At 64.8% G+C, this 21,803-nt stretch carries 32 protein-coding genes; 22 read left to right on the top strand and 10 right to left on the bottom strand.

The genetic code is table 11. The features are described from left to right. The first annotated feature begins 7 nt into the window (after nucleotides 1–7). The 10 genes from tuf (at nucleotide 8) to rplP (ending at nucleotide 6,472) form a co-directional block, all read left to right on the top strand. Complete coding sequence (gene tuf / locus LCM15_RS08600; RefSeq protein ID WP_224855408.1) at nucleotides 8–1,183, top strand: elongation factor Tu; 1,176 nt, start codon at nucleotides 8–10, stop codon at nucleotides 1,181–1,183. A 181-nt stretch (nucleotides 1,184–1,364) separates the two neighbouring features. After that, entirely contained in the window at nucleotides 1,365–1,673 is a 309-nt protein-coding gene (rpsJ, locus tag LCM15_RS08595) for a 30S ribosomal protein S10 (RefSeq protein ID WP_007792792.1), read from the top strand. Between the two features lie 12 nt (nucleotides 1,674–1,685). Continuing rightward, nucleotides 1,686–2,528, top strand: coding sequence for a 50S ribosomal protein L3 (rplC, locus tag LCM15_RS08590; protein ID WP_224855406.1), 843 nt, complete (start codon nucleotides 1,686–1,688; stop codon nucleotides 2,526–2,528). After that, nucleotides 2,525–3,142, top strand: coding sequence for a 50S ribosomal protein L4 (gene rplD, locus LCM15_RS08585; RefSeq protein ID WP_224855404.1), 618 nt, complete (start codon nucleotides 2,525–2,527; stop codon nucleotides 3,140–3,142). Before rplC ends, rplD begins: the two co-directional genes overlap by 4 nt. Further along, on the top strand, nucleotides 3,139–3,435 hold the full coding sequence (locus LCM15_RS08580) for a 50S ribosomal protein L23 (RefSeq protein ID WP_224855402.1): 297 nt from the start codon (nucleotides 3,139–3,141) through the stop codon (nucleotides 3,433–3,435). The genes rplD and LCM15_RS08580 overlap by 4 nt, the downstream gene beginning before the upstream one ends. A 391-nt stretch (nucleotides 3,436–3,826) precedes the next feature. Continuing rightward, the gene (gene rplB / locus LCM15_RS08575) at nucleotides 3,827–4,669 is read left to right on the top strand and encodes a 50S ribosomal protein L2 (RefSeq protein WP_224855400.1); all 843 of its coding nucleotides are present in this window, start codon (nucleotides 3,827–3,829) and stop codon (nucleotides 4,667–4,669) included. 3 nt (nucleotides 4,670–4,672) lie between these two features. After that, nucleotides 4,673–4,951, top strand: coding sequence for a 30S ribosomal protein S19 (rpsS, locus tag LCM15_RS08570; protein WP_007792772.1), 279 nt, complete (start codon nucleotides 4,673–4,675; stop codon nucleotides 4,949–4,951). A 3-nt stretch (nucleotides 4,952–4,954) separates the two neighbouring features. Then, nucleotides 4,955–5,335: a 50S ribosomal protein L22 gene (gene rplV, locus LCM15_RS08565; RefSeq protein WP_007792768.1), complete on the top strand. Its 381-nt coding sequence runs from the start codon at nucleotides 4,955–4,957 to the stop codon at nucleotides 5,333–5,335. After that, nucleotides 5,335–6,045 carry a 30S ribosomal protein S3 gene (gene rpsC, locus LCM15_RS08560; RefSeq protein WP_224855398.1) on the top strand — a complete coding sequence of 237 codons (711 nt, stop codon included), beginning with the start codon at nucleotides 5,335–5,337 and terminating at the stop codon, nucleotides 6,043–6,045. Before rplV ends, rpsC begins: the two co-directional genes overlap by 1 nt. Nucleotides 6,046–6,058: 13 nt before the next feature. Continuing rightward, on the top strand, nucleotides 6,059–6,472 hold the full coding sequence (gene rplP / locus LCM15_RS08555) for a 50S ribosomal protein L16 (protein ID WP_007792765.1): 414 nt from the start codon (nucleotides 6,059–6,061) through the stop codon (nucleotides 6,470–6,472). 108 nt (nucleotides 6,473–6,580) lie between these two features. On the opposite strand, the gene LCM15_RS08550 is transcribed toward rplP, so the two are convergent. Further along, nucleotides 6,581–7,375, bottom strand: coding sequence for a hypothetical protein (locus tag LCM15_RS08550; RefSeq protein WP_224855396.1), 795 nt, complete (start codon nucleotides 7,373–7,375; stop codon nucleotides 6,581–6,583). A gap of 270 nt (nucleotides 7,376–7,645) precedes the next feature. On the opposite strand from LCM15_RS08550, the gene LCM15_RS08545 reads away from it, so the two are divergent. From LCM15_RS08545 to rpmD, 12 genes are all read left to right on the top strand, one after another. Then, nucleotides 7,646–8,266: a TIGR02466 family protein gene (locus tag LCM15_RS08545; protein ID WP_224855394.1), complete on the top strand. Its 621-nt coding sequence runs from the start codon at nucleotides 7,646–7,648 to the stop codon at nucleotides 8,264–8,266. 266 nt (nucleotides 8,267–8,532) lie between these two features. Continuing rightward, nucleotides 8,533–8,739: a 50S ribosomal protein L29 gene (gene rpmC / locus LCM15_RS08540; RefSeq protein WP_007792750.1), complete on the top strand. Its 207-nt coding sequence runs from the start codon at nucleotides 8,533–8,535 to the stop codon at nucleotides 8,737–8,739. Between the two features lie 12 nt (nucleotides 8,740–8,751). Then, nucleotides 8,752–8,982, top strand: a complete 231-nt coding sequence (rpsQ, locus tag LCM15_RS08535; RefSeq protein ID WP_224855392.1) for a 30S ribosomal protein S17 — start codon at nucleotides 8,752–8,754, stop codon at nucleotides 8,980–8,982. Nucleotides 8,983–9,057: 75 nt separating this feature from the next. Beyond that, complete coding sequence (gene rplN / locus LCM15_RS08530; protein ID WP_005854833.1) at nucleotides 9,058–9,426, top strand: 50S ribosomal protein L14; 369 nt, start codon at nucleotides 9,058–9,060, stop codon at nucleotides 9,424–9,426. Beyond that, nucleotides 9,426–9,737 (top strand): 50S ribosomal protein L24, encoded by a 312-nt coding sequence (gene rplX, locus LCM15_RS08525; RefSeq protein ID WP_224855390.1) that lies wholly within the window; start codon nucleotides 9,426–9,428, stop codon nucleotides 9,735–9,737. The genes rplN and rplX overlap by 1 nt, the downstream gene beginning before the upstream one ends. Beyond that, the gene (gene rplE, locus LCM15_RS08520) at nucleotides 9,730–10,290 is read left to right on the top strand and encodes a 50S ribosomal protein L5 (protein WP_007792725.1); all 561 of its coding nucleotides are present in this window, start codon (nucleotides 9,730–9,732) and stop codon (nucleotides 10,288–10,290) included. Before rplX ends, rplE begins: the two co-directional genes overlap by 8 nt. A gap of 11 nt (nucleotides 10,291–10,301) precedes the next feature. After that, nucleotides 10,302–10,607 (top strand): 30S ribosomal protein S14, encoded by a 306-nt coding sequence (gene rpsN / locus LCM15_RS08515; protein WP_224855388.1) that lies wholly within the window; start codon nucleotides 10,302–10,304, stop codon nucleotides 10,605–10,607. 12 nt (nucleotides 10,608–10,619) lie between these two features. Next, nucleotides 10,620–11,012, top strand: a complete 393-nt coding sequence (gene rpsH / locus LCM15_RS08510) for a 30S ribosomal protein S8 (RefSeq protein WP_007792718.1) — start codon at nucleotides 10,620–10,622, stop codon at nucleotides 11,010–11,012. A gap of 10 nt (nucleotides 11,013–11,022) precedes the next feature. Beyond that, nucleotides 11,023–11,556: a 50S ribosomal protein L6 gene (rplF, locus tag LCM15_RS08505; RefSeq protein WP_224855386.1), complete on the top strand. Its 534-nt coding sequence runs from the start codon at nucleotides 11,023–11,025 to the stop codon at nucleotides 11,554–11,556. A 13-nt stretch (nucleotides 11,557–11,569) separates the two neighbouring features. Then, nucleotides 11,570–11,929 (top strand): 50S ribosomal protein L18, encoded by a 360-nt coding sequence (gene rplR / locus LCM15_RS08500; RefSeq protein WP_224855384.1) that lies wholly within the window; start codon nucleotides 11,570–11,572, stop codon nucleotides 11,927–11,929. 186 nt (nucleotides 11,930–12,115) lie between these two features. Beyond that, on the top strand, nucleotides 12,116–12,694 hold the full coding sequence (rpsE, locus tag LCM15_RS08495) for a 30S ribosomal protein S5 (protein WP_224855382.1): 579 nt from the start codon (nucleotides 12,116–12,118) through the stop codon (nucleotides 12,692–12,694). Between the two features lie 5 nt (nucleotides 12,695–12,699). Further along, entirely contained in the window at nucleotides 12,700–12,888 is a 189-nt protein-coding gene (rpmD, locus tag LCM15_RS08490) for a 50S ribosomal protein L30 (RefSeq protein ID WP_224855380.1), read from the top strand. 195 nt (nucleotides 12,889–13,083) lie between these two features. On the opposite strand, the gene LCM15_RS08485 is transcribed toward rpmD, so the two are convergent. From LCM15_RS08485 to LCM15_RS08445, 9 genes are all read right to left on the bottom strand, one after another. After that, complete coding sequence (locus tag LCM15_RS08485; RefSeq protein WP_318246060.1) at nucleotides 13,084–13,872, bottom strand: amino acid ABC transporter ATP-binding protein; 789 nt, start codon at nucleotides 13,870–13,872, stop codon at nucleotides 13,084–13,086. Between the two features lie 12 nt (nucleotides 13,873–13,884). Then, the gene (locus LCM15_RS08480) at nucleotides 13,885–15,201 is read right to left on the bottom strand and encodes an amino acid ABC transporter permease (protein ID WP_224855378.1); all 1,317 of its coding nucleotides are present in this window, start codon (nucleotides 15,199–15,201) and stop codon (nucleotides 13,885–13,887) included. Between the two features lies 1 nt (nucleotide 15,202). After that, the gene (locus LCM15_RS08475) at nucleotides 15,203–16,435 is read right to left on the bottom strand and encodes an amino acid ABC transporter permease (RefSeq protein ID WP_224855377.1); all 1,233 of its coding nucleotides are present in this window, start codon (nucleotides 16,433–16,435) and stop codon (nucleotides 15,203–15,205) included. 171 nt (nucleotides 16,436–16,606) lie between these two features. After that, a complete protein-coding gene (locus tag LCM15_RS08470) occupies nucleotides 16,607–17,626 on the bottom strand; it encodes an amino acid ABC transporter substrate-binding protein (RefSeq protein WP_224855375.1) in 1,020 nt (339 codons plus the stop codon). Nucleotides 17,627–17,826: 200 nt separating this feature from the next. Further along, nucleotides 17,827–18,540: an ATP12 family chaperone protein gene (locus tag LCM15_RS08465; protein WP_224855373.1), complete on the bottom strand. Its 714-nt coding sequence runs from the start codon at nucleotides 18,538–18,540 to the stop codon at nucleotides 17,827–17,829. After that, nucleotides 18,537–19,214, bottom strand: coding sequence for an HAD-IA family hydrolase (locus LCM15_RS08460; protein ID WP_224855371.1), 678 nt, complete (start codon nucleotides 19,212–19,214; stop codon nucleotides 18,537–18,539). The genes LCM15_RS08465 and LCM15_RS08460 overlap by 4 nt, the downstream gene beginning before the upstream one ends. A gap of 3 nt (nucleotides 19,215–19,217) precedes the next feature. Continuing rightward, nucleotides 19,218–20,270 (bottom strand): RluA family pseudouridine synthase, encoded by a 1,053-nt coding sequence (locus LCM15_RS08455; RefSeq protein ID WP_224855369.1) that lies wholly within the window; start codon nucleotides 20,268–20,270, stop codon nucleotides 19,218–19,220. Then, complete coding sequence (gene crcB, locus LCM15_RS08450; protein WP_224855367.1) at nucleotides 20,267–20,644, bottom strand: fluoride efflux transporter CrcB; 378 nt, start codon at nucleotides 20,642–20,644, stop codon at nucleotides 20,267–20,269. Before crcB ends, LCM15_RS08455 begins: the two co-directional genes overlap by 4 nt. A gap of 132 nt (nucleotides 20,645–20,776) precedes the next feature. Then, entirely contained in the window at nucleotides 20,777–21,802 is a 1,026-nt protein-coding gene (locus LCM15_RS08445; protein WP_224855365.1) for an ABC transporter ATP-binding protein, read from the bottom strand. Nucleotide 21,803 lies beyond the last annotated feature (1 nt).

Genomic DNA, 21,803 nt, shown 5'->3' with positions numbered 1-21,803 from the left:
CTTTCGAATGGCAAAGGAAAAGTTTGAGCGCGGCAAACCGCACTGCAACATCGGCACGATCGGTCACGTCGACCACGGCAAGACGACGCTGACGGCGGCGATCACCAAGTACTTCGGTGACTTCCGTGCCTACGATCAGATCGACGGCGCACCGGAAGAAAAAGCCCGCGGCATCACGATCTCGACCGCGCACGTGGAGTACGAGACCGAGGCGCGTCACTACGCGCACGTCGACTGCCCCGGCCACGCCGACTACGTGAAGAACATGATCACCGGTGCCGCCCAGATGGACGGCGCGATCCTGGTTGTGAACGCAGCTGACGGCCCGATGCCGCAGACCCGCGAGCACATCCTTCTGGGCCGCCAGGTGGGCATCCCCGCCATGGTCGTGTTCCTGAACAAGGTCGACCAGGTGGACGACGAGGAGCTCCTCGAGCTCGTCGAGATGGAAGTCCGCGAGCTGCTCTCCGAGTACGACTTCCCGGGCGACGACATTCCGATCATCGCGGGCTCCGCGCTTGCGGCGATGGAAGGCCGTGATCCGGAAATCGGCGAAGAGAAGATCAAGGAACTGATGGCTGCCGTGGACGAGTACATCCCGCAGCCGGAGCGCGCTGTCGACCAGCCGTTCCTGATGCCGATCGAAGACGTGTTCTCGATCTCGGGTCGTGGCACGGTTGTGACCGGCCGTGTCGAGCGTGGCGTCGTGAACGTCGGCGACGAACTGGAAATCGTCGGCATCCGCGACACCAAGAAGACCACCTGCACCGGTGTCGAGATGTTCCGCAAGCTGCTCGATCGCGGTGAAGCCGGCGACAACATTGGCGCCCTGCTGCGCGGCATCGACCGTGAAGGCGTCGAGCGTGGCCAGGTTCTCTGCAAGCCGGGTTCCGTGAAGCCGCACACCAAGTTCGAAGCCGAGGTCTACATCCTGACCAAGGAAGAAGGCGGCCGTCACACGCCGTTCTTCGCGAACTACCGTCCGCAGTTCTACTTCCGGACCACCGACGTGACCGGCACCGTGACCCTCCCCGAGGGCACCGAGATGGTCATGCCCGGCGACAACCTGAAGTTCGCGGTCGAGCTGATCGCCCCGATCGCCATGGAAGACGGCCTCCGCTTCGCCATCCGCGAAGGCGGCCGTACCGTCGGCTCCGGCGTTGTCTCCAAGATCATCGAGTGATCTTGACAGCAGGCGCGTCCGGCCTTATCCGGCGCGCCAGCTTGGAATAGTGATGGGTGCTTCGGCACCCATCATGTCTTAGGGCAGGGGCCTCGGCCGCTCCCGAACGGGTTCGAAGAGGCGGCGGGATGGTCCTGTCTCCTCCTCTCAACTCCCACGCCTATGAAAAGGCAGACCGAACATGCAAAGCCAGAACATTCGCATCCGGCTCAAGGCGTTCGATTACCGCGTCCTCGATGCTTCGACGCAGGAAATCGTGAACACCGCCAAGCGGACGGGCGCGCAGGTGCGCGGGCCGATCCCGCTGCCGAACAAGATCGAAAAATTCACCGTTCTGCGTGGCCCCCACGTGAACAAGAAATCCCGCGACCAGTTCGAGATCCGCACCCACAAGCGGCTGCTCGACATCGTCGATCCGACCCCGCAGACGGTGGACGCGCTCATGAAGCTCGACCTCGCCGCCGGCGTGGATGTCGAGATCAAGGTGTAAGGAGAGCAACTCATGATGCGCTCTGGAGTGATCGCAAAGAAAGTCGGCATGACCCGGCTCTTCCTGGAAGACGGCAAGCAGGTTCCTGTGACCGTTCTCCAACTCGACGGTTGTCAGGTCGTCGCCCAGCGGACCAGCGACAAGGACGGCTATACCGCCGTTCAGCTTGGCGCGGGCTCGATCAAGGCCAAGAACGTCTCCAAGCCGATGCGTGGCCACTTCGCCATCGCCAAGGTGGAGCCGAAGCGGAAGATCGCGGAATTCCGCGTCGATGCCGAGAACCTGATCGGCGTTGGTGAGGAAATCACCGCTGACCATTACTTCGAAGGCCAGTTCGTGGACGTGTCCGGCACGACCATCGGTAAAGGCTTCGCCGGTGCCATGAAGCGGCACAACTTCGGCGGCCTGCGTGCCACGCACGGTGTGTCGATTTCGCACCGTTCGCACGGCTCGACCGGTCAGTGTCAGGACCCGGGCAAGGTCTTCAAAGGCAAGAAGATGGCCGGCCACATGGGTGCCGTCCGTGTCACCACGCAGAACCTGCAGGTTGTGAAGACCGACGCATCGCGCGGCCTCATCATGATCAAGGGCGCCGTTCCGGGCTCCAAGGGTGGCTGGGTGACGATCAAGGACGCGGTCAAGAAGCCGTTCCCCGAGAACGCCATTCTGCCCGCCGCCCTGAAGTCCGCCGCTGAGGAAGCCGCGAAAGCCGCCGAGGAAGCCGCCGCACAGGCCGCCGCCGAGGAAGCCGCAGCAGCCGAAGCAGCCGCCGCAGAGCAGGCCGCAGCCGAAGCAGAGGCCCTGAAAGCCGCTGAAGCGGAAATCGCGGCCGAGAAGAAGGAAGGCGACGAATGAAACTCGACGTGATCAAACTCGACGGCGGTGCCGCGGGCGAAGTCGAGCTGACGGACGAGATCTTCGATCTCGAGCCGCGCGCCGACATCCTGCACCGTGTGGTCCGCTGGCAGCGCAACAAGGCGCAGGCCGGCACCCACAAGGTCAAGACCCGTTCGGAAGTCAGCTACTCGACCAAGAAGATCTATCGCCAGAAGGGCACCGGCGGCGCACGCCACGGCTCCCGCAAGGCGCCGATCTTCCGCAAGGGTGGTATCTACAAGGGTCCGACCCCGCGCAGCCACGCCCACGACCTTCCCAAGAAGGTCCGTCAGCTGGGCCTCAAGCTCGCACTGTCCGCCAAGGCGAAAGCCGGCAGCCTCGTGATCATCGAGAACGCCGACGCCGACGGCAAGACCAAAACCCTCGCAAGCCAGGTCAAGAACCTCGGCTGGAAGCGGGCCCTGGTCATCGACGGTGCCGAAGTCAACGAGAACTTCGCCCGCGCCGCGGCGAACATCGATGGCCTCGACGTGCTGCCCAGCATGGGTGCCAACGTGTATGACATCCTCAAGCGTGACACCCTGGTGCTCACGAAAGCGGGTGTCGAAGCTCTGGAGGCTCGACTGAAATGAGTGCGAAGCCCGAACATTACGACGTGATCCGCAAGCCGATCATCACCGAGAAGTCGACCATGGCGTCCGAGAACGGCGCGGTTGTATTCGAAGTGTCGATCGACGCAACCAAACCCCAGGTGAAAGAGGCCGTCGAGGCGCTCTTCGGTGTCAAGGTCAAGGCCGTGAACACCACCATCACCAAGGGCAAGGTGAAGCGCTTCCGTGGCCAGATCGGCCGCCGGAACGACGTGAAGAAGGCCTACGTGACCCTCGAAGAGGGCAACTCGATCGACGTGTCGACCGGCCTCTGATCGTCTCACAGCGATTGCACGAAATTGGAAAGGCCCCCGGGAGACCGGGGGCTTTTCTGCGTCTGGCGGCTCTCGTTCCGGCGGAGCTTTCCTTGAGACGCGGTCAGGCAGGGCAGGGGCGAGCGACCTTCGGTGCCGGCGCGAACGGACCGCGTGTCGGGCCTTGACCTCGTGGGGTGGATCACCTAAACGACCCCATCCGCTACGGCCCCGGATTCGTCCGGGGCTTCGCGTTTTGCCCACGCAGATCCGTTCCACGCATCCGCCGGGCATCGAACCGGGCACCTTCGGGGGCCTATACCATCGGCCACCTGCGGATCCATCCGGGATCGAGGGGGCTCACACATAGGGTGGACCCGCTCCACCCGTTCTGCAAACGGAAGACAGAAGCATGGCACTCAAGTCGTACAAACCGACGACGCCGGGCCAGCGCGGGCTGGTGCTGATCGACCGTTCGGAGCTGTACAAAGGACGTCCCGTCAAGGCCCTCACCGAGGGTCTGACGAAATCGGGCGGCCGGAACAACACCGGACGGATCACTGCACGCCGCCGCGGCGGTGGCGCGAAGCGTCTCTACCGGATCGTCGATTTCAAGCGCAACAAGTTTGACGTGAACGGCATCGTCGTTCGCATCGAATACGACCCCAACCGTACCGCCTTCATTGCCCTCATTCAGTACGATGACGGCGAGCAGGCCTACATCCTGGCGCCGCAGCGTCTGGCCATCGGTGACAAGATCGTCGCCTCGGCCAAGGCTGACATCAAGCCGGGCAACGCGATGCCGTTTTCGGGCCTCCCGATCGGTACCATCGTGCACAACATCGAGCTGAAGCCGGGCAAGGGCGGTCAGATCGCACGTGCCGCGGGCACCTACGCCCAGTTCGTCGGCCGTGACGGGGGCTACGCCCAGATCCGTCTGTCGTCGGGCGAACTGCGTCTGGTGCGTCAGGAATGCATGGCCACCGTCGGTGCCGTGTCGAACCCCGACAACAGCAACCAGAACCTCGGTAAAGCCGGCCGCGTCCGCCACATGGGCAAACGTCCGAGCGTCCGCGGCGTCGTGATGAACCCGATCGACCACCCGCACGGTGGTGGTGAAGGCCGGACCTCCGGTGGTCGTCACCCGGTGACGCCCTGGGGCAAGCCGACCAAGGGCAAGCGGACCCGCGACACCAACAAGGCGTCGCAGAAGCTCATCATCCGCTCGCGTCACGCCAAGAAGAAGGGTCGCTAACATATGTCGCGCTCTGTTTGGAAAGGCCCTTTCGTTGATGCCTACGTCCTGAAAAAGGCCGAGAAGGTACGCGAAGGCGGCAAGAACGAAGTCATCAAAATCTGGTCGCGCCGCTCGACGATCCTGCCCCAGTTCGTGGGCCTGACGTTTGGCGTCTACAACGGCCAGAAGCACGTTCCCGTGCTGGTTACCGAAGACATGATCGGTCAGAAATTCGGTGAATACTCGCCGACCCGCACCTACTACGGGCACGCGGCCGACAAGAAAGCCAAGAGGAAGTAAGCCATGGGCAAGGATAAGAATCCCCGCCGCGTGGCGGACAACGAGGCAATGGCCAAGCTGCGCATGCTGCGCACGTCGCCGCAGAAGCTGAACCTGGTGGCCGCGCTGATCCGTGGCAAGAAGGTGGAAAAGGCCCTCACGGACCTGACCTTCTCGAAGAAGCGGATCGCCGTGGACGTGAAGAAGTGCCTTCAGTCCGCAATCGCGAACGCCGAGAACAACCACGGTCTGGACGTTGACGAACTCGTCGTCGCCGAGGCCTACGTGGGCAAGAACCTTGTGATGAAGCGCGGGCGTCCCCGTGCCCGTGGCCGCTTTGGCCGCATCAACAAGCCGTTCTCGGAACTCACCATCAAGGTGCGTCAGATCGAGGAGCAAGCCTAATGGGTAACAAGACCAATCCGATCGGCATGCGTCTTCAGGTCAACCGCACCTGGGATAGCCGTTGGTACGCTGACACCAAGGATTACGGCGACCTGCTTCTGGAAGACATCGCGATCCGCGAGTTCATCCACGAAGAGTGCAAGCAAGCCGGCGTCGCACGTGTGATCATCGAGCGTCCGCACAAGAAGTGCCGCGTGACCGTTCACACCGCGCGTCCGGGCGTGATCATCGGCAAGAAAGGCGCGGACATCGAAGTCCTGCGCAAGAAGCTGGCGAGCATGACCGACAGCGAGCTGCACCTCAACATCGTCGAGGTCCGCAAGCCCGAGCTTGACGCCCGCCTCGTGGGTGAGAACATCGCGCAGCAGCTCGAGCGTCGTGTGTCGTTCCGTCGCGCCATGAAGCGCGCGGTGCAGAGCGCCATGCGCATGGGTGCCCTCGGCATCCGTGTGAACGTCGCTGGTCGTCTCGGCGGTGCCGAGATCGCCCGTACCGAGTGGTATCGCGAAGGCCGTGTGCCCCTGCACACCCTGCGCGCCGATATCGATTACGCCAACGTCGAAGCCACGACCCCCTATGGTATCATCGGGATCAAGGTCTGGATCTTCAAAGGCGAAATCATGGAGCACGACCCGTCTGCCCGCGAACGCAAGTCGCAGGAAATCCAGGACGGTCCGGCTCCGCGCGGCGCCATGGGCGGCCGTCGCTGAGGGAGTTTGACTGATGCTGCAACCGAAACGCACAAAATTCCGCAAGATGTTCAAGGGTCGGATCAAGGGTGAAGCCAAGGGCGGCTCTGATCTGAACTTTGGGCACTACGGTCTCAAGGCTCTTCAGCCCGAGCGCGTCACCGCGCGCCAGATCGAGGCAGCCCGTCGTGCCATGACGCGTCACATGAAGCGTCAGGGCCGTGTCTGGATCCGGATCTTCCCGGATACCCCGGTCACCTCGAAGCCCACCGAAGTCCGGATGGGTAAGGGTAAGGGTTCGGTCGATTACTGGGCCTGCAAGGTCAAGCCGGGCCGCGTGATGTTCGAGATCGACGGCGTTGCCGAAGATGTCGCGCGCGAAGCTCTTCGCCTTGCCGCGATGAAGCTGCCGATCAAGACCCGCGTCGTCGTGCGCGAAGACTGGTAAGATCGGGCGCGTCCGCGCTTGAGACAAGATCGAGACCCCCGCCGAGCGATCGGCGGGGGTCTTTTCGTTTGCGGGCTGCCGGCCGCGGAGGCGGCCCGGGGGAGAGGGCTAGTCCGGCAGCACCCGCGAAACCTCGCGATGGAAGCGGGCCCAGGTCATGGTGGCCTTGTTGCCGGCGTAGCCGTGATAGTGCGACCTCCCGCTCGAGGTCGGAAGCCCGGCCCAAATCTGTGCGAGGTTGTTCATGAAGCGCGTCCGGCTGATGGCGCCGGCCTGAAGGTCGTGCAGCCCCGCATCGCGCAGCAGCAAGTCGGCAAGCCGGTCCTGCACCTCCGGTGAGAACCGGGTATGGCGCGGAAGATCTGCGCGGCGGACGAGCCTCCTGAGCGTGTCGGGGATGAACTGGTAGCGCCCGATGGCATGAGGCTGGCCTGGGGTGTCCGCGATCCACTGGAAGATGTCGACGAGCGTCATGCGGGTTGGCGCCCTCGGCGGGCGGATGCGGGCGCCATGCTGCACGGCGTCATATCCGGCGGGGCCGGCCTCGGCCCAGGCGATGACGTTTCTCAGATGCGCCGCGACGCCGCTGACGGGACCGAGGAGCGGCGCGCCGGCGCGAGGCGCGACGGGCGCGAATAGCCCGCCCTCCCACCGCCCCGCGAACAGGCTGCCGGTGCCTAGGCTGGCCTGCCTCTCGTGGGCCGACGCAGGGGGCGTGATGCCCGAGGAGGGTCTGTTACGCGCGTCGGCTCCCCTATTCTCGTCGGTCGAGGGGCCAAAGAGCGGCTGCCCCTGCTGCAGGAGCGGCTTGCCGCTGCCGTGAAGGGACAGGAACGCAGCCGCCACGCCCGGCACGGGGGCGAGCAGGAGGGACAGGGTTATAAAGGCGCGCAAGAAGGTCATTCTGACCTCATCAGGGTTTCTATGTCGACGGGCCTGCCTGCCCAATGAGGCCGGCAGGGGCGGAGAGCCGAGGGGGACGGCGCCCCGTATGGGCGCAGCCGTTCGTAAGGTCTGGCCGGACGGCGATGAATAACGGCCCGGTCACGGAGCGTGCGCCCGAACAGGCGCGATGGCGTGAGTGGTCTGTGTGACGTTGCTCAGGATGGCAGCAGGCTCTTAAGAAATGCTTGCCTCTCGCCAGTCTGCGCGACTCGCGTTATGAGCGGTGGCATGACCCAGATCCGTTCCCTCTTCGCGACCCGCCTGTACCGTGCCCCGCTCTCCGAGCAGGCGCCCGCCATCGATTTCGACGAGCTCGAGGCCTCGTGCTGGTCCATCGCCGAGGACGACGAGGCCGGTCAGGAATGGTGCGACGAGAACAATTACCCGGGCTACACGTCCTATGCTTCGCTGACCGATCTGCCGTGGCGCTTTCCGATCTTCGCCGCGCTGGTCGAGGCGCTCGATAAGCACGTGGCGGCCTTTGCCGAGGATCTGGAATTCGATCTCGGCGACCGCAAGCTGGTGGTCGAGGACATCTGGATCAACATCCTGCCCGAGGGCGGCACGCATTCCTCGCACATCCATCCGCATTCGGTGATCTCGGGCACGACCTATGTGTCGATGCCCGACGGCACCTCGGCGCTGAAGCTCGAGGACCCGCGGCTGGGCTTCATGATGGCCGCGCCCGCGCGCCGCAAGGGCTGCCGCGAGGAGCTGAAGACCTTCGTCTACGAGGCCCCGGCGGTGGGCGACGTGCTGCTCTGGGAATCGTGGCTCCGCCACGAGGTGCCGCCCAACACGTCGGAAGACGAGCGCATCTCGGTCAGCTTCAATTACAAGTGGGAGTGAGCACCGGTTCGGCGTAGCCGACAAACGCTCCGGGGGAGCGTTTGAGGTGCGAACGGGCGGAGCCCAGCGTTTTGCTTCAAACCCGAACGAGACTCGCGTGCGGCAGGGCGGGGCGAAAATGCCCGGCACTGCCCGGAAGCCCTTTCTCCCTTGCCTTATGCGCGATCCCGGCCTATAGAGCGCGCTCATCCACCTCCACCGGGAATCAGGGTGACCCGCGTAACGACGGGGCTCTCCGGTGATGTTGCAACAAAGGAGCGACCGATATGGACGCCAAAGAGCTTAGCTCGAAGACCCCGGACCAGCTCCGGGACGAGCTCGTGGCCCTGAAGAAGGAGGCCTTCAACCTCCGCTTCCAGAAGGCCACCGGAGCCATCGAAAACACCGCACGCATCCGCCAGGTCCGTCGTGACGTGGCGCGTGTGAAGACCGTGCTGAACCAGAAAGCCGCTGCCGCGGCTTCGGCGGAATAAGGAGTTAACCCCATGCCCAAGCGTATCCTGCAAGGCACCGTGACCTCCACCGCCAACGCACAGACCGTCACGGTCCAGGTGGTCCGCCGCTTCAAGCACCCCGTGCTGCAGAAGACCATCAAGAAGTCGAAGAAGTACCGCGCTCACGACGAGGCGGGCAAGTTCGCAGTCGGCGACGCCGTCCGCATCATCGAATGCGCGCCGAAGTCGAAGACGAAGCGCTGGGAAGTGATCGCGGAGTAATCCGCCCACATCCCAGTTTGATCGAAACCCTGGGGGGTAGACCTAGAACAACCCCCAAAGGTCGGGAGAAACCACATGATCCAGATGCAGACCAATCTGGATGTCGCTGACAACTCCGGTGCCCGGAAAGTTCAGTGCATCAAGGTCCTCGGCGGCTCGCATCGCCGCTACGCATCGGTCGGCGACATCATCGTCGTCTCGGTGAAAGAGGCCATTCCGCGCGGCCGCGTGAAGAAGGGTGACGTCCGCAAGGCCGTCGTCGTGCGCACCGCCAAGGAAGTCCGCCGTGAAGACGGCACGTCCATCCGCTTCGACCGCAACGCGGCCGTCATCCTGAACAACTCGGGCGAGCCGGTCGGCACCCGTATCTTCGGGCCGGTCGTTCGCGAGCTGCGTGCGAAGAACTTCATGAAGATCATCTCGCTCGCTCCGGAGGTGCTCTGATGGCTGCCAAGCTGAAAAAAGGTGACAAGGTCGTCGTTCTTGCCGGTAAGGACAAGGGCAAGACCGGAACCATCGAATCCGTCGATCCGAAGGCCGGCAAGGCCGTCGTCGGCGGCGTGAACATGGCGATCCGCCACACCCGTCAGTCGCAGGACTCGCAGGGCGGCCGTCTGCCGCAGGCGAAGCCCCTCGACCTGTCGAACCTCGCCATCGTCGATGCCAACGGCAAACCGACCCGCGTTGGCTTCCGCATGGAAGGCGACAAGAAGGTCCGTTTCGCCAAGACCACGGGGGACGCGATCGATGCTTGATACCGCAACCTATACCCCGCGTCTCAAGACGCAGTTCCGCGACACGATCAAGGCCGCTCTGAAAGAAGAGTTCGGCTACACCAACGACATGCAGATCCCGCGTCTGGACAAGATCGTCCTGAACATCGGCTGCGGTGCCGAGGCCGTGCGCGACTCCAAGAAGGCGAAATCGGCTCAGGAAGACCTGACCAAGATCGCCGGCCAGCTGGCCGTCACCACGAAAGCCAAGAAGTCGATCGCCGGCTTCCGCGTTCGTGAAGACATGCCGCTCGGTGCCAAGGTGACCCTGCGTGGTGACCGGATGTACGATTTCCTTGACCGTCTGGTGAACATCGCGATGCCCCGTATCCGCGACTTCCGCGGCGTGAAGCCGTCGTTCGACGGCCGTGGCAACTTTGCCATGGGCATCAAGGAGCACATCGTGTTCCCCGAGATCGAGTTCGACAAGGTCGACGAGGTCTGGGGCATCGATGTCATCATCACCACCACCGCGGCAACCGACGCGGAAGCCAAGGCGCTGTTGAAGCATTTCAACATGCCCTTCAACGCCTGAGGAGCGAACACATGGCCAAGAAATCCATGATCGAACGCGAGAAGAAGCGCCAGGCGCTGGTGGAAAAGTACGCCGCCAAGCGCGCTGAGCTCAAAGAGATCGCGACCGACGAAAGCAAACCGATGGAAGAGCGCTTCAAGGCCCGCCTGAAGCTGGCGAAGCTGCCGCGCAATTCCTCGCCGACCCGTCTGCACAACCGCTGCCAGCTCACGGGCCGTCCCCACGCATACTACCGCAAGCTCAAGGTCAGCCGTATCGCACTGCGCGAACTCGGTTCCAATGGCCTGGCTCCCGGTGTCGTGAAATCGAGCTGGTAAGGAGGGTATGAGATGAACGATCCTATCGGCGATATGCTCACCCGTATCCGCAACTCGCAGCTTCGCGGCAAGTCGGTCGTGTCGACCCCCGCGTCGAAGCTGCGTGCCTGGGTGCTCGACGTCCTCGCGGACGAAGGCTACATCCGCGGCTACGAGTCCGGGACCGACAAGAACGGCCACCCGACGCTCGAAATCAGCCTCAAGTACTTCGATGGCACACCGGTCATCCGCGAACTGCAGCGGGTCTCCAAGCCCGGCCGTCGCGTGTACATGGGTGTGAAGGACATCCCCTCGGTCCGTCAGGGCCTGGGTGTGTCGATTGTCAGCACGCCGAAGGGCGTGATGTCGGACGCAAACGCCCGCGCTGCCAATGTCGGCGGCGAGGTGCTCTGCACGGTATTCTAAGGAGGGACGCATGTCTCGTATTGGGAAAAAGCCGGTCGAGCTGCCCTCGGGTGTTTCCGCATCCGTGAGCGGCCAGACCGTTGAAGTGAAGGGCCCGAAAGGCGCCCAGACCTTCACCGCCACCGACGATGTGACCATCTCGGTCGAGGACAACACCATCAGCGTGACGCCGCGCGGCAACTCCAAGCGCGCCCGTCAGCAGTGGGGGATGTCCCGCACCGTGGTCGCCAACATGGTGCACGGCGTTCAGAACACCTTCAAGAAAGAGCTCGAGATCCAGGGTGTGGGTTACCGCGCTCAGGTTCAGGGCTCGGTCCTGAAGCTGAACCTCGGTTACAGCCACGATGTGAACTTCGACATTCCGCAGGGCATCACGGTCACCACGCCGAAGCCGACGGAAATCATCGTCGAGGGCCACAACGCCCAAGAGGTCGGTCAGGTTGCGGCGAACATCCGCGACTGGCGCCGTCCGGAGCCGTACAAAGGCAAGGGTATTCGCTATAAAGGTGAGTACATCTTCGCCAAGGAAGGCAAGAAGAAGTAAGGACGCGGACAATATGGCAAACAGCAAACTGCAACTGTTCCAGAAGCGCCGCCTGCGCGTCCGGAACAAGCTTCGCAAGGTCAACGCCGACCGCGTGCGCCTTTCGGTGCACCGTTCGAACAAGAACATCAGCGTCCAGCTGATCGACGACGTTCGCGGCGTGACCCTGGCTTCGGCCTCGACCATGGAGAAAGATCTCGGTGTGGTCGGCAAGGGCAACGTCGAAGCGGCCCAGAAAGTGGGCGCCCTGATCGCCGAGCGTGCCAAGGCCGCCGGTGTGGAAGAAGCCTATTTCGATCGTGGCGGCTTCCTCTATCACGGTCGCGTCAAGGCTCTGGCCGACGCAGCCCGCGAGGGTGGCCTCAAGCTCTGATCCGTCGCGGCGGGGCCAGCCCCCGCCCGGCGATCCTTCTCGGGGCAGCTTCGGTTGCCCCGTTCTTGTAGGCGGAAACGCCTCGATGATCCGGGAGACGCCTTTTGCGCCTCACCTGGATTGCACCAACCCGGTGGCTCCGGTCCGAGGACCGCAGCGCGCCGACCCTGAACAGAGGAATGCCTGATGGCAGAACGTGAGAACCGCCGGAACAACCGTCGCGACCGCGACGAAACTCCGGAATTCGCCGATCGCCTTGTCGCGATCAACCGTGTGTCCAAGACCGTGAAGGGCGGTAAGCGCTTCGGCTTCGCCGCGCTCGTCGTCGTGGGCGATCAGAAGGGCCGCGTCGGCTTTGGCAAGGGCAAGGCCAAGGAGGTCCCCGAGGCCATCCGCAAGGCCACCGAGCAAGCCAAGCGCAAGATGATCCGCGTGCCGCTGCGCGAAGGCCGCACCCTGCACCACGACATCGAAGGCCGTCACGGCGCTGGCCGTGTGGTGATGCGCACCGCACCGCAAGGTACCGGTATCATCGCCGGTGGTCCGATGCGTGCCGTGTTCGAGATGCTGGGCGTGCACGACGTGGTCGCCAAGTCGACCGGGTCGCAGAACCCCTACAACATGATCCGCGCCACGCTGGCCGGCCTCGAGCGCGAGCAGTCGCCGCGCAACGTCGCCCAGCGTCGCGGCAAGAAAGTGGCCGACATCCTGCCCAAGCGCGACGACGCGCCGGCGGATTCGACCCAAGTCGCTGAGGAGGCCTGAGATCCATGGCTAAAACCATCGTCGTGAAGCAGATCGGTTCGCCGATCCGCCGCCCGGAAATCCAGCGCAAGACCCTCATCGGTCTCGGCCTGAACAAGATGCACAAGACCCGCGAGCTCGAGGACACCCCCTCGGTGCGCGGCATGATCGCCAAGATCCCGCATCTCGTCGAGGTCATCGAAGAGCGCGGCTGACGCCACCCGCTTCGACAGCATTGAGACACGCCCCGGAGATCCCTCTCCGGGGCGTGTTTCGTTTCGGGGCACGGCCTCTCCGCCGGGCACAAGAATTTTAGCTAAAATTCTTGGCCCTCTGGCCGCCGCCGGACATGAAAAGCCCGTCCGGGGGGACGGGCTTTCCGAAAAGCTCTGTGCCTGTGGGGCAGGGGCTCAGTGGCCGAGGATCTGGCTGAGGAACAGCTTGGTGCGCTCGTGCTGCGGGTTGTTGAAGAACGCCTTCGGCTCGTTCTGCTCGACGATCTGACCCGCATCCATGAAGATCACCCGGTTCGCCACCGCCTGCGCGAAGCCCATCTCGTGGGTCACGCAGATCATGGTCATGCCTTCCTCGGCGAGGCTCACCATGGTGTCGAGCACCTCCTTGATCATCTCGGGATCGAGGGCCGAGGTGGGCTCGTCGAACAGCATGATCCGCGGCTTCATGCACAGCGAGCGGGCAATCGCCACGCGCTGCTGCTGACCGCCCGAGAGCTGGCCGGGATACTTGTGGGCCTGCTCGGGGATCTTGACCTTCTCGAGGAAGTGCATCGCCGTGGCCTCGGCCTCCTTCTTGGGAACCTTGCGGACCCAGATCGGGGCGAGTGTGCAGTTCTCGAGGATGGTCAGGTGGGGAAAGAGGTTGAAGTGCTGGAACACCATGCCGACCTCGGAGCGGATCTTGTCGATATTCTTGAGGTCCGAGCCAAGCTCGGTCCCGTCGACCACGATCTTGCCGGCCTGATGCTCTTCGAGCCGGTTGATGCAGCGGATCATCGTCGACTTGCCCGACCCGGAGGGGCCGGCAATGACGATGCGCTCGCCGCGGTGCACCGTGAGGTCGATGTCGCGCAGCACGTGGAAGTTGCCGTACCACTTGTTCATCTTGGTGATCTGGATCGCCACTTCGTCAGAGACGGTCATGTGGCTGCGGTCGATGGTCTCGGTCGCCTGTTGTTGCATGATCAGGTCTCCTTAGCGGTGCTCACGACGGAGCTTTTTCTCGAGGAAGAGGGAATAGCGGCCCATGCTGAAGCAGAAGATGAAGAAGCACAGCCCGATGAAAACGAAGAGTTCCCAGTAGATGCCGTTCCAGTCGGTGCTGGCGCGGATCGCGTTCGACAGGCCGATCGGGTCCAGCAGGCCGATGAAGACCACCAGCGTGGTGTCCTTGAACAGGCCGATGAAGGTGTTCACGATGCCCGGGATCGAGATCTTGAGCGCCTGCGGCAGGATGATCAGCCGCATCGACTTCCAGTAGTCGAGGCCAAGCGCGTCGGCGGCCTCGTACTGGCCCTTGGGAAGCGCCGCGAGACCGCCGCGCACCACCTCGGCGATATAGGCCGACGAGAACAGCGTCACCATGATGATGACCCGCAGCATGAGGTCGAAGTTGGTGCCCGGCGGCAGGAAGTAGTTCAGCAGCAGCGAGGCGGTGAACAGCCAGACGATCAGCGGCACGCCGCGGATCACCTCGATGAAGATCACCGAGCACTTGTTGATGATGAACAGGTCCGATTGCCGTCCCAGCGCCAGCACGATGCCCAGCGGCAGCGACAGGGCGATGCCCGAAATGCCGATGATCATCGCCAGCATGAAGCCGCCCATGTCGTTCGAGCGCACGTCGACCAGCTCGAGCGGGATCACCGCGTTGAGCGCACCCGCCAGCGGGGCGCAGAGGGTGAACCAGTAGAGCAGCGGCACGAGGATCGCCAGCAGCACGCCCGCAAGCGCGCCGAGGGCAGGGGTGGCGAAGCGCATGACCACGGCCCCCAGGGCAAAACCCGCCCCGACCGCGATCGGGCCCCAGAGCGAGCCGCCCCAGAGCAGCCAGTACAGCACGAAGGGGGCGGCGGCCGAGAACCACAGCGCCTTGCGCGGCACCGAGGCGAAGAGCACCGGTGCGATGGCGGCGAGGAACAGCACGAAGGCCAGAACCGGGCGCCAGTAAAGCTCGGGCGGGTAGAAGCCGAAGAGCAGCTGGTTCCAGCGCTCCGCGATCACCGCCCAGCAGGCGACGGAGGCGTCGGGGCCGTAGATCTCGTCGCGGATCTCGCGGCACTGGGCGAGGCTGTCGGCATCCCAGATTCCCAGCACCGCCCACGGCAGGGTGTGGCTCAGCACCAACCAGATCACGAACAGCGACACCACCGTCAGGATGATGTTGAGCGGCGTCGAGAAGAGGTTCTCGCGCGTCCACTTGTAGGCGCCGGACTGCGACAGCGGCGGCTCCTGCTCCTCGACCATGGTGTCGCGCACGAAGGGGACGGTCTGTGCGTGTGTATCGCTCATCTCAGCGCTCCTTCAGCTTAACGGAGGCGTTGTAGACGTTCATCACGCCCGAGATCAGCAGGCTGAGCACGAGGTAGAACAGCCCGAGCAGCAACATGCCCTCGAGCTCGCGTCCGGTCTGGTTGATGGTGATGCCGCCGAGGGTGGAGCGGACGTCCATGTAGCCCACGGCGATGGCCAGCGAGCTGTTCTTGGTCAGGTTGAGGTACTGCGAGATCAGCGGCGGGATGATGACGCGCAGCGCCTGCGGCAGGATCACGAGGTTCATCGTGGTGCCGGGGCGGATGCCGAGCGCGTAGGCAGCCTCCGTCTGGCCCTTGCTGACCGCGAGGATGCCGCCGCGCACGATCTCGGCGATGAAGGCGCCGGTATAGAGCGAGAGCGCCAACCACAGCGCGATCAGCGAGTTGCGCAGGTGGATGCCGCCGCCGAAGTTGAAGCCCTGCAGCGAGGGCAGGTCGAGGAAGGCGCCCATCAGCAGCATCAGCAGCCCGGTGGGCAGGATCAGCAGGCCGAGGATCAGGTACCACGTGGTGGGCCGGTCGCCGGTGGCTTCCTGCTTCTCGGTGGCCCAGTGACGCAGGCGCTGGATGGCGAAGATCGAGACGCCGAGCACCACCAGGACGAGCAGCCAGTTGAGCGCGCCGTTGGCGAAGAAGGGCGAGGCGAAGTGGACCGCGGGGATATAGACGCCGCGGTTGGTGATCGCCACGGCGTCGAACAGCATTGACGAGCTGGGCGTGTCGCCGCGGAAGGCGCTCGGGGCCGGGGTGCCCTCGGTCATCAGCGCAAAGATCAGCACGATCCAGAGCAGAAGCGGTACGTTGCGGAAGCCCTCGACATAGACCGCCATCAGGCGCGAGACGAGCCAGTTGTTGGACAGGCGCAGCACGCCGGCGATGACGCCCAGCACCGTGGCAAGGGCGCATCCGAGAAGGGCCACCAGCAGGGTGTTGAGAATCCCGACGACGGCCGCCCGCCCGTGCGTGGACTGGCTGTCATACTCGATCAGGCGCTGGTTGATGTCGTAGCCCGAGGGCTGGGTCAGGAAGCCGAAATCGAAATCCTTGCCGAGCGTCTCGAGGTTGTGGATGGTGTTCGACACCAGCCAGGAGAACAGCAGCATCAGCACGATCATCGCCACGACCTGAATCGTGAGCGATCGGTAGCGTGTGTCGTAGATAAGTTGCGACAGCCGGAAGCCCTGCCCCGGCGGGTCTGTCATCGTCGTCATTTTTTCTCCCCGGTGGTTCCCGTTGTTGCCGGGGCATCGCGCCGGTTGTTCCGGCATCCAGCCCCTCTTCGGGAACTCAGTTCGGTCGTTTCGACCGATCGTCTGATTTGTTGTCGTCAGTTAGGAAGGGCGCGGGAATGTCTCCCCGCGCCCCAGTTTGTTTGCGTCCGATCAGCGGAACGGCGGGCTGTACATCAGGCCACCTTCGGTCCACTGCGCGTTCAGGCCGCGCGACAGGCCGATCGGGGTGTTCTCGCCGATGGTCTTCTCGAAGATCTCGCCGTAGTTGCCGTTGGCCATGATGGCCTTCTTGGCCCAGTCGGCGTCGAGGCCGATCATCGCGCCAAGCTCGCCTTCGGTGCCGAGCAGACGGTTGATCTCCGGGTTGTCGGTCGGGGTCGAGGACAGTTCCTCGATATTGGCCGAGGTGACGCCGTACTCTTCGGCGGCGATCAGGGCGTTCAGGGTCCAGCGGGCGATATCGCCCCACTCGCTGTCACCGTGGCGGACCAGCGGGCCGAGCGGCTCCTTCGAGATGATTTCGGGAAGGATCACGTGATCGCCTGGGGTCTCGAAGGAGGCCCGGGTGGCCGCGAGGCCGGAGGCGTCGGTGGTGTAGACGTCGCAGGCACCGGCAAGGTACTGCTGCTGCGCCTCGGCGTTGGTCTCGATCGGCACCGGCTCGTAGCTGATGTTGTTGACGCGGAAGAAGTCCGCGAGGTTGAGCTCGGTGGTGGTGCCGGTCTGGATGCAGACGGTGGCGCCATCAAGCTCCTTGGCCGAGGACACGCCCAGCTCCTTCGGGATCATGAAGCCCTGGCCGTCGTAATAGTTCACGCCGATGAACTCAAACTTCAGGTCGTTGTCGCGCGAGAAGGTCCAGGTGGTGTTGCGGGCCAGAATGTCGATCTCGCCCGAGGCCAGCGCGGTAAAGCGTGTCTGGCCGGTGGTGGAGACGAACTCGACAGCCATCGGATCGCCGAGGACGGCAGCGGCTACGGCACGGCAGACGGCGACGTCGAAGCCCTGCCAGACGCCGTTGGCGTCGGGGGCCGAGAAGCCGGTCAGGCCGGTGGACACGCCGCAGTTGAGAGTGCCACGTGCCTTGACGTCGTCCAGCGTCGCGGCGCCGGCAGCGCCTGCGGCGAGACCGGCAACGGTCAGCGCGCCAAGGATTACGGTGTTCTTCATGTTAACCTCTTCCTGTTTTCCAGCCCCTGTCGGACCGGTTCATTGGCCCGTTTCGGGCCGGGATAACCTAGGATGGGTGCTCCCCCCCATTGGTGCTCGAGAGTTTGGGAGGATTCCTTCTGACAGGTCAAGCCGTTCTGCCTGAGAAAACGCCATTCGGTGCCGCCTGATTGAGCAGTCAATCCGATGACGCGACCTGATTAATCAGTCTTGCACAAACGATAAAACCGATGGGCGTCCAAAAAGGCGGCACGCTTACGTTCCGCAACGTCGCTTGCCTCTTCGTCAACACCCCAGAGCTCTTCCTGCCAGCTCTCGTCCAGCCGCGACAGCGCCCACAGCGCCTCGGGGTCTTGCTCCGGGTCGGTGGCGGCAAGGCCAAGCACGAGCGATCCGGTGAGCTGCACGAGATCGTGGAAGGCCGCCAGCTCGAAGGCGTCGAAGGCATGGGCCTCGCGCGCCAGCGCGGTCAGGGCGGCGGGGTCCTGCGGCGCGTGGATCACCCCGGCGCGCGGCTCGAGCCGGGCGCCGTAGCGCGTCGCGGCCCAGTCGAGCAGCGGGTCCCAGCGCGCGCATTGGCGCTGCACCAGCTCGTCGGGCTGGTCGGCCCGGTAGCACAGCAGGTCGCTGTCGCCGTAATCGGCCAGCATCGCGGCGACGGCTTCGCGCTGCGGTGCCACCTTCTCGATGGCGCTGTTGGCGGTGCGGGTGAAGGGCATGGTGTTGGGGTCGATCTTCTCGCCCTGCGCCTGCCATTCCTCGGCGATGGCCTCGGCCAGCCCGCGGGTCGGCACCACCAGAGGCGACTTGCCCGGCGTCATCACCCGGCGGCCATCCAGCGCGATGCCGTGGCCGCCCTCGACCTCGGTGGCGGTTGCGGTCTCGTAGAACCGGCGGGGTGCCCATTCGCTCATGCGGTCTGCTCCCAGATCTGTGTCAGAAGGCCGGGCAGCAGGCGGATGTCGTCGATGACGAGATGCGCATCGCGCAGCCGCCCGGCGTCGTGGTAGCCCCATGTCACGCCGATCGCGAGGATGCCGGCAGAGCGGGCCATGTCCATGTCGTAGCTGGTGTCACCCACCATCACCGCGCGCTGCGGCGCCACGCCGGTCTCGGAAAGCGCTGCCTCGATCATCGAGGGGTGCGGCTTGGACGGGTGGTCGTCTGCGCATTGCTGGGTGACGAAGAGCCGGCGCATGTCGTGCCCATCGACCAGCTTGTCGAGCCCGCGGCGCGATTTGCCGGTGGCGATCCCGAGTAGCGTGTCAGGCTCGGCGTGAAGCTGGTCAAGCACCTTGCGCACATGCGGGTAGAGCGGCGAGCTCTCGGGCGTGCCCTTCTCGGAGCGCAGGCCGAGATAGGCGGCCTTGTAGGCCTCGACCATCTCTGCGCGGGCGGCCTTGTCTGCCTTGGGGGCGAGCTTGGCCATCGCCTGCGGCAGCGACAGGCCGACGATGGAGAGGATCTCCTCGCGCGTTGGCACCGCGAGGCCGGTCGCGCCAAAGGCCGCCTGCATCGAGGCAAGGATGTCGGCCTGGCTGTCGACCAGCGTGCCGTCGACATCGAAGATCACGAGGCGCAGCGACATGGCTCAGTGCAGCTCTGCGAAGGGATCGTCGGCGGCGATGTCCTCGGCCCAGCCAAGCGTCTCCCAGGTGTTTGCCATATGCGCGGGAAGCGAGGCGGTCACGGTGACCGCTTTCTTCGTCACCGGGTGCAGGAAGGTCATCGAGCGCGCGTGCAGGTGCAGCTTCTTCGAGATCACCCCGCCAAGCTGGGCGCCCCAGCCGTCGCCAAGGTTCTCTTGCCCGGAGCCGCCATACTTGCCGTCACCGATGATCGGGTGGCCGATCTCGGCCATGTGGGCGCGTAACTGGTGGGTGCGGCCGGTGATCGGCTCAAGCGCGACCCACGAGGCCCGGCCCGCCACGCGGTAGAGCGTGGCATAGAGCGTGTGGGCGCGTTTCGCGCCGGGGGTGCGGTCCATCTCGCGCGGGTGCACGCAGATCATCTTTTCGCCCTCGCCGGACTTGCCGTGGCCGGGCGCCTTCACGAGGCCGAAGCGGATCTCGCCGAGATAGGGCGTCGGCACGCCGGCGACCACGGCCCAGTAGATCTTGCGGGTCTGCTTGTGCCGGATCGCCCCGGTGAGCGCCTGCGCGATCTCGCGGGTGCGGGCCAGCAGCAGCACGCCGGAGGTGTCCTTGTCGAGCCGGTGCACCAGCCGGGGCTTCTCGTCGTAGTCGAAGCGCAGCGCCTCGGCCAGCCCGTCGACATGGCGCTCCTGCTTGCTGCCGCCCTGCACCGGCAGGCCGGGGGGCTTGTTGAGCGCGATGATGTGGTCGTCGCGGTAGATCACCGCGTCGCGGATCATCTTGGCATCGGCATCGCTGACCGTGGGTTTGGGCTTGGCCGCGGGGGCCGGGGTCTCGCCGGGCTCGGGCAGGGGCGGGACGCGGACCTGCTGGCCGACCTCGAGCCGGGTCGCCGCCTTGCAGCGGCCGCCGTCGACGCGCAGCTCGCCCTTGCGGCACATCTTCTCGATGCGGCCCTGCTGCAGGTGCGGGAAGTGGCGCTTGAGCCAGCGGTCGAGGCGCTGGTCGCCGTCGCCGGGGCCCACGGTGATGGTCTGGACACGGCTCATGCGATGACACTCCGGGTGAGGATGAGGCCGGCAAACAGCGCGGCAATGGACAGGATCAGCGAGGCGGCGACGTAGCCGGCGGCCAGAGCGACCTCGCCACGTTCATACAAGGTAACCGCATCGAGCGAAAAGCTCGAGAAGGTGGTGAAGCCGCCAAGCACCCCGATGGCAAGGAAGGGGGCGAAGCGGGTGGCCGAGAGATGGCCCAGGGTCACCACCAGAACGCCCATCAGGAAGGAGCCCACGACGTTCACCGTGAGCGTGCCCCACGGAAAGCTGCGCCCCATCAGCGCGGTCATGCCGACGCCGGTCAGATAGCGCCCGCTGGCACCCAGTGCGCCGCCCGCGGCGACCTGTAGAAGCGTGTAGACCATGGGCGCGATGTGTCCTGCGGGCGTCGGCTTGTCAAGGTCGCGCAGGTTGGGGGCGCTGCCCCCGTCCGCGCCGGGCGCGGACTCCCCCGAGGTATTTTGAAACCAGAGAAGGGTAGAGCGGGGGCGCTGGCGTCAGCGGAGCGCCAGGCCATTCGTGTCGAAGAGATGGGTCTGACCGGGTTCGAAGATCAGGCCGCAGGACTCACCTGGCCTGAGGTCGGTGTGGCCGTGGCTGCGGATCGTCAGTTTGCCGGCGGGGCCGCAATCGGCGATCACGTAGGTGTCGGCGCCGAGATACTCCAGCACGTCGACGGTGCCGTCGATCTGGCCGCTGCCCGGCGCGCCGAGGGTGATGTGCTCGGGCCGGATGCCGAAATGACGGGCCTCGGCGGGCAGGGGCGCGTCGAGCGACAGCCCCGGGGTGTCGGCGGGAAAGACGTTCATCTTGGGCGAGCCGATGAACTGCGCCACGAACAGGTTGCCGGGTGTTTCGTAAAGCGCGCGCGGCGTGCCGACCTGGCTGACGCGACCGGCCTCGAGCACCACGATGCGGTCGGCGAGGGTCATCGCCTCGACCTGGTCATGGGTGACGTAGATCATCGTGGCGTCGAGCGTCTGGTGCAGCTTGGCGATCTCGTAGCGCATCTCGACGCGTAGGGCAGCGTCGAGGTTCGAGAGCGGCTCGTCGAACAGGAAGGCGGTGGGATCGCGCACGATCGAGCGGCCGATCGCCACCCGCTGGCGCTGGCCGCCGGACAGGTCCTTGGGCCGGCGGTCGAGCAGCGGCTCGAGCTTCAGCACGCGGGCGGCCTCGTTGACCTTGGCGTCCATCTCGGATTTCGCCACGCCCGCCGCCTTGAGCGAGAAGCCCATGTTCTCGCGCACCGACATGTGCGGGTAGAGCGCGTAGCTCTGGAACACCATGGCCAGCCCGCGCCGGGCCGGGGGCTCGGCGGTGGCGTCGCGCCCGCCGATGAGGATCTGCCCGCGCGAGGTCTCTTCAAGGCCCGCGATCATCCGCAGCAGGGTGGACTTGCCGCAGCCCGAGGGGCCGACGAAGATCACGAACTCGCCCTCCTCGATGGCGAGGTCCACACCCTTGATGACCTGCGCCTCGCCGTACCATTTCTCGACGCTTTTGAGTTCGATGCTTGCCATG

This window comes from Salipiger bermudensis (genome assembly GCF_020171625.1).
GTDB lineage: Bacteria > Pseudomonadota > Alphaproteobacteria > Rhodobacterales > Rhodobacteraceae > Salipiger > Salipiger bermudensis_B.
The sequence above is the reverse complement of the archived record's forward strand: the minus strand, read 5'-3'. Positions and strand labels throughout refer to the sequence as shown.

Excerpts from the sequence above, each read along its gene's own strand:
- rpsE (WP_224855382.1), top strand. The coding sequence starts at position 12,116 with ATGGCAGAACGTGAGAACCGCCGGAACAACCGTCGCGACCGCGACGAA.
- rpsH (WP_007792718.1), top strand. The coding sequence starts at position 10,620 with ATGAACGATCCTATCGGCGATATGCTCACCCGTATCCGCAACTCGCAG.
- LCM15_RS08460 (WP_224855371.1), bottom strand. The coding sequence starts at position 19,214 with ATGTCGCTGCGCCTCGTGATCTTCGATGTCGACGGCACGCTGGTCGAC.
- crcB (WP_224855367.1), bottom strand. The coding sequence starts at position 20,644 with ATGGTCTACACGCTTCTACAGGTCGCCGCGGGCGGCGCACTGGGTGCC.
- rplE (WP_007792725.1), top strand. The coding sequence starts at position 9,730 with ATGCTTGATACCGCAACCTATACCCCGCGTCTCAAGACGCAGTTCCGC.
- rplP (WP_007792765.1), top strand. The coding sequence starts at position 6,059 with ATGCTGCAACCGAAACGCACAAAATTCCGCAAGATGTTCAAGGGTCGG.
- rplB (WP_224855400.1), top strand. The coding sequence starts at position 3,827 with ATGGCACTCAAGTCGTACAAACCGACGACGCCGGGCCAGCGCGGGCTG.
- LCM15_RS08445 (WP_224855365.1), bottom strand. The coding sequence starts at position 21,802 with ATGGCAAGCATCGAACTCAAAAGCGTCGAGAAATGGTACGGCGAGGCG.
- LCM15_RS08545 (WP_224855394.1), top strand. The coding sequence starts at position 7,646 with ATGACCCAGATCCGTTCCCTCTTCGCGACCCGCCTGTACCGTGCCCCG.
- LCM15_RS08465 (WP_224855373.1), bottom strand. The coding sequence starts at position 18,540 with ATGAGCGAATGGGCACCCCGCCGGTTCTACGAGACCGCAACCGCCACC.
- rplV (WP_007792768.1), top strand. The coding sequence starts at position 4,955 with ATGGGCAAGGATAAGAATCCCCGCCGCGTGGCGGACAACGAGGCAATG.
- rpsN (WP_224855388.1), top strand. The coding sequence starts at position 10,302 with ATGGCCAAGAAATCCATGATCGAACGCGAGAAGAAGCGCCAGGCGCTG.
- rpmD (WP_224855380.1), top strand. The coding sequence starts at position 12,700 with ATGGCTAAAACCATCGTCGTGAAGCAGATCGGTTCGCCGATCCGCCGC.
- rplN (WP_005854833.1), top strand. The coding sequence starts at position 9,058 with ATGATCCAGATGCAGACCAATCTGGATGTCGCTGACAACTCCGGTGCC.
- LCM15_RS08485 (WP_318246060.1), bottom strand. The coding sequence starts at position 13,872 with ATGCAACAACAGGCGACCGAGACCATCGACCGCAGCCACATGACCGTC.
- rplX (WP_224855390.1), top strand. The coding sequence starts at position 9,426 with ATGGCTGCCAAGCTGAAAAAAGGTGACAAGGTCGTCGTTCTTGCCGGT.
- rpsJ (WP_007792792.1), top strand. The coding sequence starts at position 1,365 with ATGCAAAGCCAGAACATTCGCATCCGGCTCAAGGCGTTCGATTACCGC.
- rplF (WP_224855386.1), top strand. The coding sequence starts at position 11,023 with ATGTCTCGTATTGGGAAAAAGCCGGTCGAGCTGCCCTCGGGTGTTTCC.
- LCM15_RS08475 (WP_224855377.1), bottom strand. The coding sequence starts at position 16,435 with ATGACGACGATGACAGACCCGCCGGGGCAGGGCTTCCGGCTGTCGCAA.
- LCM15_RS08470 (WP_224855375.1), bottom strand. The coding sequence starts at position 17,626 with ATGAAGAACACCGTAATCCTTGGCGCGCTGACCGTTGCCGGTCTCGCC.
- LCM15_RS08580 (WP_224855402.1), top strand. The coding sequence starts at position 3,139 with ATGAGTGCGAAGCCCGAACATTACGACGTGATCCGCAAGCCGATCATC.
- rpsC (WP_224855398.1), top strand. The coding sequence starts at position 5,335 with ATGGGTAACAAGACCAATCCGATCGGCATGCGTCTTCAGGTCAACCGC.
- LCM15_RS08455 (WP_224855369.1), bottom strand. The coding sequence starts at position 20,270 with ATGAGCCGTGTCCAGACCATCACCGTGGGCCCCGGCGACGGCGACCAG.
- LCM15_RS08480 (WP_224855378.1), bottom strand. The coding sequence starts at position 15,201 with ATGAGCGATACACACGCACAGACCGTCCCCTTCGTGCGCGACACCATG.
- rplD (WP_224855404.1), top strand. The coding sequence starts at position 2,525 with ATGAAACTCGACGTGATCAAACTCGACGGCGGTGCCGCGGGCGAAGTC.
- rplC (WP_224855406.1), top strand. The coding sequence starts at position 1,686 with ATGATGCGCTCTGGAGTGATCGCAAAGAAAGTCGGCATGACCCGGCTC.
- rplR (WP_224855384.1), top strand. The coding sequence starts at position 11,570 with ATGGCAAACAGCAAACTGCAACTGTTCCAGAAGCGCCGCCTGCGCGTC.
- rpsQ (WP_224855392.1), top strand. The coding sequence starts at position 8,752 with ATGCCCAAGCGTATCCTGCAAGGCACCGTGACCTCCACCGCCAACGCA.
- rpmC (WP_007792750.1), top strand. The coding sequence starts at position 8,533 with ATGGACGCCAAAGAGCTTAGCTCGAAGACCCCGGACCAGCTCCGGGAC.
- tuf (WP_224855408.1), top strand. The coding sequence starts at position 8 with ATGGCAAAGGAAAAGTTTGAGCGCGGCAAACCGCACTGCAACATCGGC.
- rpsS (WP_007792772.1), top strand. The coding sequence starts at position 4,673 with ATGTCGCGCTCTGTTTGGAAAGGCCCTTTCGTTGATGCCTACGTCCTG.
- LCM15_RS08550 (WP_224855396.1), bottom strand. The coding sequence starts at position 7,375 with ATGACCTTCTTGCGCGCCTTTATAACCCTGTCCCTCCTGCTCGCCCCC.